7 protein-coding genes are annotated in these 9,312 nt (G+C 54.5%); 2 read left to right on the top strand and 5 right to left on the bottom strand.

Translation table 11 applies throughout. The features are described 5' to 3' along the window. Nucleotides 1-17: 17 nt before the first annotated feature. The 4 genes from QKW35_RS21080 to bktB form a co-directional block, all read right to left on the bottom strand. Nucleotides 18-767: an electron transfer flavoprotein subunit beta/FixA family protein gene (locus tag QKW35_RS21080; protein ID WP_282356342.1), complete on the bottom strand. Its 750-nt coding sequence runs from the start codon at nucleotides 765-767 to the stop codon at nucleotides 18-20. Between the two features lie 194 nt (nucleotides 768-961). Next, nucleotides 962-2,740: an acyl-CoA dehydrogenase gene (locus tag QKW35_RS21075; RefSeq protein WP_282356341.1), complete on the bottom strand. Its 1,779-nt coding sequence runs from the start codon at nucleotides 2,738-2,740 to the stop codon at nucleotides 962-964. A gap of 123 nt (nucleotides 2,741-2,863) precedes the next feature. Beyond that, nucleotides 2,864-4,993, bottom strand: a complete 2,130-nt coding sequence (fadB, locus tag QKW35_RS21070; RefSeq protein ID WP_282356339.1) for a fatty acid oxidation complex subunit alpha FadB — start codon at nucleotides 4,991-4,993, stop codon at nucleotides 2,864-2,866. A gap of 208 nt (nucleotides 4,994-5,201) precedes the next feature. After that, a complete protein-coding gene (bktB, locus tag QKW35_RS21065; protein WP_282356337.1) occupies nucleotides 5,202-6,386 on the bottom strand; it encodes a beta-ketothiolase BktB in 1,185 nt (394 codons plus the stop codon). A gap of 235 nt (nucleotides 6,387-6,621) precedes the next feature. Between bktB and QKW35_RS21060 the strand changes: the two genes are divergently transcribed. Then, complete coding sequence (locus QKW35_RS21060) at nucleotides 6,622-7,626, top strand: AraC family transcriptional regulator (protein ID WP_282356335.1); 1,005 nt, start codon at nucleotides 6,622-6,624, stop codon at nucleotides 7,624-7,626. Here QKW35_RS21060 and QKW35_RS21055 read toward each other — a convergent pair. Further along, the gene (locus QKW35_RS21055) at nucleotides 7,611-8,663 is read right to left on the bottom strand and encodes an MBL fold metallo-hydrolase (protein WP_282356332.1); all 1,053 of its coding nucleotides are present in this window, start codon (nucleotides 8,661-8,663) and stop codon (nucleotides 7,611-7,613) included. The two genes, QKW35_RS21060 and QKW35_RS21055, sit on opposite strands and share 16 nt — an antisense overlap. A gap of 368 nt (nucleotides 8,664-9,031) precedes the next feature. Between QKW35_RS21055 and QKW35_RS21050 the strand changes: the two genes are divergently transcribed. Continuing rightward, the gene (locus QKW35_RS21050; RefSeq protein ID WP_282356330.1) at nucleotides 9,032-9,295 is read left to right on the top strand and encodes a hypothetical protein; all 264 of its coding nucleotides are present in this window, start codon (nucleotides 9,032-9,034) and stop codon (nucleotides 9,293-9,295) included. The last annotated feature ends 17 nt before the right edge of the window (nucleotides 9,296-9,312 follow it).

Below are 9,312 nucleotides of genomic sequence, written 5' to 3'. Positions count from 1 at the left end.
AGCCATTAGATCACCCCTTAAATTACTTTGGCTTCGTTTTTCAGTTTTTCGACCAGCTCATCCACGCTGCCGACTTTAATACCCGCCTGACGCTCGGCCGGTGGCGTGACTTTCAGCAGTTGGGTGTGCGCTTTCAACTCAACACCCAGGTCTGCAGGGGTTTTCACGTCCAGCGGCTTACGCTTCGCTTTCATGATGTTGGGCAAAGACGCGTAGCGGGGTTCGTTCAGACGTAGGTCAGTGGTCACGATCGCTGGCAGATTCAGAGCAACCGTCTGCAGACCGCCGTCCACTTCGCGGGTCACGTTGACTTTGTCACCCTCGATCTTCACTTCGGACGCAAACGTACCCTGTGGCATATCCAGCAGTGCACCCAGCATCTGACCGGTCTGGTTGTTGTCAGAGTCGATCGCCTGCTTACCCATGATCACCAGCTCAGGCTGCTCTTCGTCGATCACCTTCGCCAGCAGCTTGGCCACGTTCAGAGACTCCGGGGAATCTTCGGTTTCGATCTGAATGCCACGGTCGGCACCCAGTGCCAGTGCGGTACGGATCTGTTCCTGGCACGCTTTCGGGCCGATGGATACCACGACGACCTCGGAAGCCGTACCGGCCTCTTTCAGGCGCACCGCTTCTTCCACGGCAATTTCACAAAACGGGTTCAGCGCCATCTTCACGTTGGCCAGATCTACATCGGTGTTATCGGACTTCACACGTACTTTGACGTTGTAGTCGATCACACGTTTGACGGTGACTAGTACTTTCATATCGATCTCTCTTGATACCCACCACAAGCTGGGAGCTGGACGGGTATTCTGTTTTTTATAGTTTTAACCCAGCACTCTGATTTTCTGGGATCTGGATTAACTTCACATCCACCCAAAGAGGTATATAAAGGGTGACTTTTTTGTGACAGGCGGACAGGGTTCACCCCAACCGCCTTACATGCTGAACACCGGAATCAGAACTGATCTTCAGCCAGTGCCATGATGCTTGCACTACCCGCCTGGATGGAGGCGAGGTTGCTCTTCACGCGTGGCAGCAGGTGTTCGCTGAAGAACTGTGCAGTTGCCAGCTTGGCGGTCAGGAATTCAGGATCACCATTACCGGCATCCAACTGTGCCTGTGCCTTCAGTGCAGATTGCCCCATCACCCAACCACCACAGATATAGCCGAACATCATCATGAAGTTGACGCTGACACTGCCTGCCGCAGCGGCATCGCCAGGGGCATTCGCCAGCAGCCATTCACGTGCGGCTTTACCGGCTTCCAGCGCTTCGCGCAGCGCTGCACCCTGGGCGGCAAACTGCTCGTTCGCTTCCAGCTGCACAGCAGTTTCTTCGATCTCAGCGATCAGTTCGGCCAGATGCTCGCCGTTGTTCATCAACGTCTTACGGCCGACCAGATCCAGCGCCTGAATACCGGTGGTGCCTTCGTAGATGGTCAGGATGCGGGCATCACGGTAGTGCTGGGCAGAACCGGTTTCTTCGATGAAGCCCATGCCGCCATGCACCTGGGTACCCAGATAGGTCACCTCCTGCGCCATCTCTGTCAGCCAGCCTTTAACGATTGGTGTCAGCAATTCAACACGTGCGTTGTGTCGCTTGGCAGAAGCCTCATCTTTGGCATGGTGACTGCGATCGATCTCGGCCGCGCCAATCAACGCCAGACCACGCATCGCCTCGGTCGCGGACTTCATCTGCGTCAGCATACGGCGCACATCCGGGAACTTGATGATGGCAAAACGACTGCCATCTTTTTTGGTGCCCTGCAAACGCTCTTTTGCGTACTCAACCGCCTGCTGATAGGAACGCTCAGCAATGGCAAGCCCTTGCAGACCGACACCCTGACGGGCGTGGTTCATCATGGTAAACATGTACGCCAGACCTTTGTGTGGCTCACCGACCAGGTAACCCACCGCGCCTTCTTTGTCACCGAAGCTCATCACACAGGTCGGGCTGCCGTGGATGCCCAGTTTGTGCTCCAGAGATACGCAATGTGCATCGTTGCGTGCCGCCGGATTGCCATTCTCATCCAGCAGGAATTTAGGCACCACAAACAGGGAGATCCCCTTCACACCCGCCGGCGCATCCGGCAGACGTGCCAGCACCAGATGCACCACATTGTCGGTCATCTGATGGTCACCCCAAGTGATGAAAATCTTCTGGCCGGTGATCAGGTAGTGGTCGCCGTTCGGCACCGCCTTGGTTTTCACCGCTGCCAGGTCGGAACCCGCATCCGGCTCGGTCAGGTTCATGGTGCCGGTCCACTCGCCACTCACCATTTTTGGCAGGTAGGCCTGCTTCAGCTCATCGGAACCGTGGTGGGCAATCGACTCGATTGCCCCCTGTGTCAGCAGCGGACAAAGAGCGAATGCCAGGTTGGACGACTGCCAGATCTCGTTGACCGCAGTACCCAGTACGTTCGGCAGGTTCTGACCACCAAACTCCTCGGCAGGTGTGAGTGAGTTCCAACCACCTTCGACAAACTGCTGATAAGCATCAGCAAAACCCGCCGTCTCCTGGACGCCGTTTTCACCCAGTTTGGGGTGTTGGGTGTCGCCCACCACATTCAGTGGTGCCAGAACGTCGGCGCCTAGTTTGCCCGCTTCGGTCAGAATGACAGATGCCAGTTCAGCATTGATCTCTTCCAGGCCGGCGTCGGCACACAACGCGTCAAAATCAACCAGCTCATTCAGGACAAACTCAGCGTCACGGTATGGATGCTTGTATTCACTCATGTTCTTCCACTCCTGTTGGGGCCAGTGTCGAGACTGACCTCTCGTTATTTTGTTCTTGTCGCGGTCAGAGCCCGCTGCTACATATCGTGCTTGTAGCAGCCCGCTCTGAGGGCGACATGCAAATTAGTAAAAAGTACGGTTGTCTTTCAGGCGTGCTTTAAAGCCTTCGGTCAACGCGTAAAGTAGCCCGTTCTCTGCGTTAACCGCAGCTTTGTCGGCAAAGACCTGCAGACCAATGGTGTCGATGTAGCGCAGCGCACCACCACGGAAACGCGGGAAACCCAGCCCAAGAATCAAGCCCATATCCACTTCTGCAGCCGTTTCGACAATGCTATCCTCCAGACAACGTACGGATTCCAGGCACATCGGAATCATCATGCGATCAATGATCTCCTGGTCACTGATGTCGATACGCTGCTTGGTGCGCTCGGCAATCAGCTCACGCGCCTGACCCGCTGGTTCCTTGAAGCGGCGGCCACTCTCATCCACGCCGTACTCGTAGAAACCCTTACCGTTCTTCTGGCCCAGACAGTCTGCTGCCAGCAGTGCTTCTGCAATCACGTCGGAATCATGGCCCATGCGCTCTGGGAAACCTTCCTGCATTACGTGATCGGCGTGTACCAGAGTGTCGATACCCACCACGTCAGCCAGGTACGCCGGTCCCATTGGCCAGCCGAAGGTTTCCATCACACCGTCGATGCGCTGGAAATCAACACCATCGATCAGCAGACGGTTGAAGGCGTTGAAGTAAGGGAACAGGATGCGGTTCACCAGGAAGCCCGGGCAGTCGTTCACAACGATTGGGGTCTTGCCCATCGCGGTTGCATAAGCAACGGTACGTGCGATGGTGTTATCGCTGGTTTTGCTGCCACGAATGACCTCGACCAGCGGCATCAGGTGTACCGGGTTAAAGAAGTGCATGCCACAGAACTGCTCCGGGCGTGCCACGCTTTCTGCCAACGTATCGATTGAGATGGTGGAGGTGTTGGACGCCAGTACCGCAGTCTCAGAGACGGCACCTTCAACATCCGCCAGGACGGCCGCTTTGATGGCCGGATTTTCCACCACCGCTTCAACCACCAGATCAACACTGCCAAACTCGTTGTAATCCAGGGTTGGCGTGATGGCATCCATCACCACCGCTTTGCCTGCGGCATCCATCCGGCCTTTGTCGATCTTGCGATCCAGCAGCGTGGAGGCTGTCTTGAGGCCCAGATCCAATGCCTCTTCACGGATATCCTTCATCAGGATCGGTGTACCGGTTGATGCAGACTGGTAGGCTACGCCGCCACCCATAATGCCTGCTCCCAATACGGCGCTCTTTTCAACCGCATCAGCCTGCTTGCACAGGGTTTTGGATTTTTTCTTCAGCAGCTGGTCGTTCATAAACAGTCCAACCAGGCTTTGTGCGGCATCTGACTGCGCCAGTGTTACAAAGGCTTCAACCTCAACCGCCAGCGCGTCTGCCATTGGCAATGTCGCATGGGTGCACACCGCGTTGAGGATCTCGCCTGCTGCCGGGTAGTTTGAGTCCAGCTTTTTGGCTAACTTCTCCTGCATATCCAGCAACGCCACGGAGTCCACCAGCGGCTGCTGTTTCCGCTCGCGGTTATGGGCAAAATCTACATCACCCGCTACTGCAGCCTGCAACATAGCGATGGCCGCTGCGCGCAGTTCAGTACTGCCTGCCACACCATCGACCGCACCCAACTTCAGTGCGTTTGATGCGTTCTGAGGTTTACCGGTCATCATCCACTGCAGTGCGGCTTCGGTACCGATCAGACGGCTCAGACGTACTGTGCCACCCCAACCAGGACAGATCCCCAGATTAACCTCCGGCAGCCCCACGCGTGCATCGGCCGCCAACACACGGAAGTCAGCACTCAACGCCAGTTCAAAACCTCCACCCAAGGCCATGCCGTTTACCGCCGCAACCGTTGGATACGGCAGGCTTTCCAGCGTGTTAAAGGTGGCGTGCGTCTTGTTGATCCATGCTTTCAGCTCTTCGGCACTCAGTGCGAAGTTATCCTGAAATTCAGTGATATCTGCGCCAACAATAAACGCCGGCTTTGCGCTGGTGATCAGCAGACCTTTGATATCCTTATCAACAGCCAGCTGTGCCACAACCTCGCTCAACTCGTTCAGCGTCAGATTGTTCAACTTGTTTACAGATTCGCCCTGCAGGTCGAAAACCAGTTCAACCAGACCAGATTCCAGGGATTTAAGGCTTACCGCCTGACCGTTGTACATCATGTGTTCCTCATAACTGCTGTCTGCACTAAAAAAACGGGGCCATTTCTGGCCCTAAACGGACAAACACGTCCTACCAGAGTGCAAACAAGCGATGATCTTGTTCTTCAGGGGAGGGAGGAGAAAAAAACAGCCATCCGTGGCCAAGTGGAGTATGAGAAGTGACTCCTGCCCTACCAGTGTTTAACCTTCTTAAGGGGATGAGAGTGGGTTAAACGCGTTCAAACAGTGCGGCAATACCCTGGCCACCACCAATACAGAGGCTGACCATGGCGTAACGACCGTTAATTCGATTCAGTTCATGCAGTGCTTTTACGGTAACAACAGCACCGGTTGCACCAATCGGATGTCCCAGAGAGATACCGCTGCCGTTCGGGTTTACGCGCTCACGTGGCAGATCCAGCTGTTGGGCAACCGCCAGCGCCTGTGCCGCAAACGCTTCGTTAACTTCGTATACGTCGATGTCGTTCACGTTCAGGTTATTACGTTCCAGGACTTCCTGAATCGCCGGTACCGGACCGATACCCATGATCTTCGGATCAACGCCCACTACGGAGTAATCAACCAGCTTCGCCATTGCTTTAACGCCCTGCGCTTCAGCCGCTTCACGGTCCATCATCACCAGCGCTGCTGCTGCATCGTTCAAACCGGAGGCGTTACCCGCTGTAACTGTGCCGTCTTTCTTGAAGACCGGTTTCAGCACGGCCATATCAGAAGCTTTGCAGTCGTAACGAACATGCTCGTCGGTATCGAACAGCGTCACACCCTTACGGCTTTTCAGCTCAACCGGTACGATCTGGTCTTTGAAGTAGCCATTTTCGATAGCGGTCTGCGCTCGGTTATGGCTCAGAGCGGCCAGTTCATCCTGCTGTTCGCGGGTGATACCGTATTTCTCTGCCACGTTTTCAGCAGTAACACCCATATGGATGTGGTTGAAAGGACAGTGCAGTGCAGCAACCATCGGGTCGACCATCGCACCATCACCCATACGCTGACCAAAACGTGCGGTTGGAATGTGATAAGGCGCACGGCTCATGGACTCGGCACCACCGGCAACAACGGTGTCACAGATACCCAGCTCGATCTGCTGAGCTGCTGTCAGTACCGCCTGCAGGCCACTACCACACAGGCGGTTTACGGTCAGCGCCGGGGCTGTTTCAGACAAGCCGCCGTTCAGCGCAGCCACGCGGCCCAGGTACATATCTGCAGGCTCGGAGTGGATGACGTTACCAAAAACGGTGTGGCCTACAGATTCGGGCGCCACGCCCGCCCGCTTAACGGCTTCAGCGACCAGCATACCCGCCAGCTGACCCGGCTTATGGTTCTTCAGGCTGCCGCCGTAGCTGCCAATCGCCGTACGTACACCACTTACCACAACCACTTCACGTTTCTGCATGGGTTTCTCTCTTATTATTGTGCGTCGCTGTAAAACCAGCGCTCACTCAGTGTTTGAGTTAGCCAGATTACGTCTGCAATCGGCCTTACCTGTATATCCCTAGTTTCCTGATCAACGGCTCAATCAACAATAACGAAAGAAGTCTGATAGTTAACATTTTCGGACACTCGTTCTACACTATGAACCGTATACATGGCTTAAACGGCCAATTGATCTGTCAAATACGGACACTTACATGAGTTCTGCACGCCACTCTGTCTCCATCCATTTCGCCCGCACCCTGGTTGCGGCAGCCAAACGTAACGATATCGACCATCAGAAGTTACTGCGCTTTGCGGGACTGAACGAACAGATGCTGGAGAATCCCGGCCTGCGGATCACACCCGATCAGCTAAGCCGGATGATGCAGGAAATGTGGCGGGTATCAGATGATGAGTTCATGTGCATGGGCAGCCACCCTTCACGGCATGGCGTCTTTACTTTGATGGCAAAGCAGGCAGTGCGCTGCAGAAATTTACGCGCGGTGTACCATCACCTGGGACACTTCTACAACCTGGTAGCTGACGCCCTTAATCTGGAGTTATCCATTACCGACGATGAAGTTCGTTTCTCCATGCGCCTGACCGATCCGGACAGAGACCCCGACTGTACACTCAGGGAGTTCCTGCTTCTGCTGTGGCACCGTTTTCCCAGCTGGTTGATCGGTCAACGTGTTCCCCTCAAGTATGTCAGTCTCGACTTTCCCGAACCGGCACATAACGCAGAGCACCGACTGATGTACCCTTGCACGGCCAAGTACGATCAACCGGAATGCGCACTGGTATTCGGTACGGAGATGCTGGATGACCCGGTGGTACAGACACCCCGTACATTGAGCGCCTACCTGCGCCGCGCACCGCTGGATTGGTTCAAGCGCCAGGCGTACTACCAGGCCTATACCCGGCGCGTCATGGACTATTTGGAGAGTGGAGAGGAACTGGCGACAACCAGTATGGACGAGATAGCGGAAGAGCTACATGTCACCTCCAGAACATTGCGCAGAAAACTCGCGGATGAAGGCACCAGCTTTCAGGAACTGAAGGACGATGTACGGCGTGATGCGGCGATTCACTACCTGAGCCAGCCTTCAATCCCGATCTCCCAGATCGCCAGATACCTCGGTTTTTCTGAACCGGCCGCGTTCACCCGCGCATTCAAACAGTGGACGGGGGTGCCGCCGGGTATCTACCGACGGTCCTGATCTGCCGTAATGATCTGATAGCAATAACGCCCCGCATTATCCAGCGAACGTGATATACAGCCTTTCTGCATCAGGTAATGCACATGCGCCAAACACTCACCACTGGCTAACAGCAGGTCAAAAATCGATAGCTTACGGTCATAAAGTCGCTCAACCTGCTGCATGATATGCATAGGCTCACTGCAGATCTGCTCGATCTTTTTGAGATCCTGCTCGTGCCCTTCGATCAACTCATCCAAGCGTTTACGTATACCAATGAAGGGAAAATTATGCGCGGGCAGCACCAGCGTGTCCGCCGGCAGCGTCTTTAAGCGATTGAGTGAACACAGCCAGCTCCGCAACGGATTGCCATCCGGGTCATGAGGGCCGACGCTGACATTAGAACTGATTCGCGGCAACACCTGGTCGCCGGAGATCAGTATCCCCAGCGACCGGCTGTATAATGAGGCGTGGGCGATAGAGTGGCCTTCCGAGAGAATCACCTGCCAACGGTGCGCACCAATGCTGAGGTAATCGCCATCCTCTAGGCGTTTGATCTCCTTTGGCAACGCAGAAAACAGGTCAGCAAAGCCACCGTAAATCGCCATCAGGCTTGTGATCTGCTTGCTGTTCATGCCCAGACGATGAAAAAATTCGACGCGCGCAACCTGTGAATCGCCACTGGGCTCCATCAGTTCGGCCAGGAATTCCTGAACAAGATCGTATTCTCTGGCCGTCATGCAAAGCGGCACATCAAAGCGATCACATAACCAACCGGCAGCGCCGATATGATCCACATGCGCATGAGTGACAACAACCTGCTTCACAGGCTTGTCGCCGAGATGCCGCTCTATGACACCACTCCATACCTCAATCGTTGCGCTACTGAACAACCCACAATCAACAACCACCCAACCGTCATCATCTTCGATCAGGTAAAGGTTGATATGATCCAGCTCAAACGGCAGAGGCATCCTTAACCACAGCAGACCTGGCGCGATCTGGGCCACCTCACCGGCGGCAGGTGTGCTGTAATCCGCTGCTATAACTGCGTTCATACTTCAGCCTCCCATTGGGCATAGGTCATTTCTGCTGATTGTCCGGAGCGCTTAGCCTGATCAGCACCTTGCCTCAGTTTGAAGCGTTTACGCAACTGCAACAATAACCAGGACAGCCATTCTATTAACAAAATCGGACAATCGTCGCTTAGCGATGAACCGGGGAAAAGATGTACCCCTTAATAAACAGATCGACACTGCTGTGAATATATTCTTTCAGCGGCTGCCGTCACCATCGATGGCATCAAGGCTGCAGTGAGCTCAGTCGGTGAATAGAGCGCTGATTAACTATAATGACTCCAAGCCCAAATACGCATACACACAATTCTCGGCTGGGGATAAGCCAGTATATCCAGAGGCAATTTAAGATGCTTAAAGTGCAAATTGATGAAGACCACTTAGTTGTAATCCTTGAGCCGGAAGGGCCGTTGTCGGAAACCGATTTTCAATCGGCAGCTAAGGCTATAGATCCCTTGATCGAACAACATGGTCAATTAGCCGGTATAGTGATTCACACCAAGTCGTTCCCTGGCTGGGATTCATTTGCGGCGCTTTGTAGTGGTCAACTAATTCCGGACAGTAAATTAAGCTGTTCTTCGGCTCGCGCAGGAGCCAATCCCTTGTTGTGCTGATGAGGCCTTTGGTGATT

This window comes from Pontibacterium granulatum (assembly GCF_029961155.1).
GTDB classification, from domain to species: Bacteria; Pseudomonadota; Gammaproteobacteria; order Pseudomonadales; family Balneatricaceae; genus Pontibacterium; species Pontibacterium granulatum.
This window is presented reverse-complemented; position numbering and strand designations above follow the sequence as displayed.

Bases quoted from the DNA above. Each gene is read 5' to 3' on its own strand.
- bktB (WP_282356337.1), bottom strand. From the start codon at position 6,386: ATGCAGAAACGTGAAGTGGTTGTGGTAAGTGGTGTACGTACGGCGATT.
- QKW35_RS21050 (WP_282356330.1), top strand. From the start codon at position 9,032: ATGCTTAAAGTGCAAATTGATGAAGACCACTTAGTTGTAATCCTTGAG.
- fadB (WP_282356339.1), bottom strand. From the start codon at position 4,993: ATGATGTACAACGGTCAGGCGGTAAGCCTTAAATCCCTGGAATCTGGT.
- QKW35_RS21055 (WP_282356332.1), bottom strand. From the start codon at position 8,663: ATGAACGCAGTTATAGCAGCGGATTACAGCACACCTGCCGCCGGTGAG.
- QKW35_RS21060 (WP_282356335.1), top strand. From the start codon at position 6,622: ATGAGTTCTGCACGCCACTCTGTCTCCATCCATTTCGCCCGCACCCTG.
- QKW35_RS21075 (WP_282356341.1), bottom strand. From the start codon at position 2,740: ATGAGTGAATACAAGCATCCATACCGTGACGCTGAGTTTGTCCTGAAT.
- QKW35_RS21080 (WP_282356342.1), bottom strand. From the start codon at position 767: ATGAAAGTACTAGTCACCGTCAAACGTGTGATCGACTACAACGTCAAA.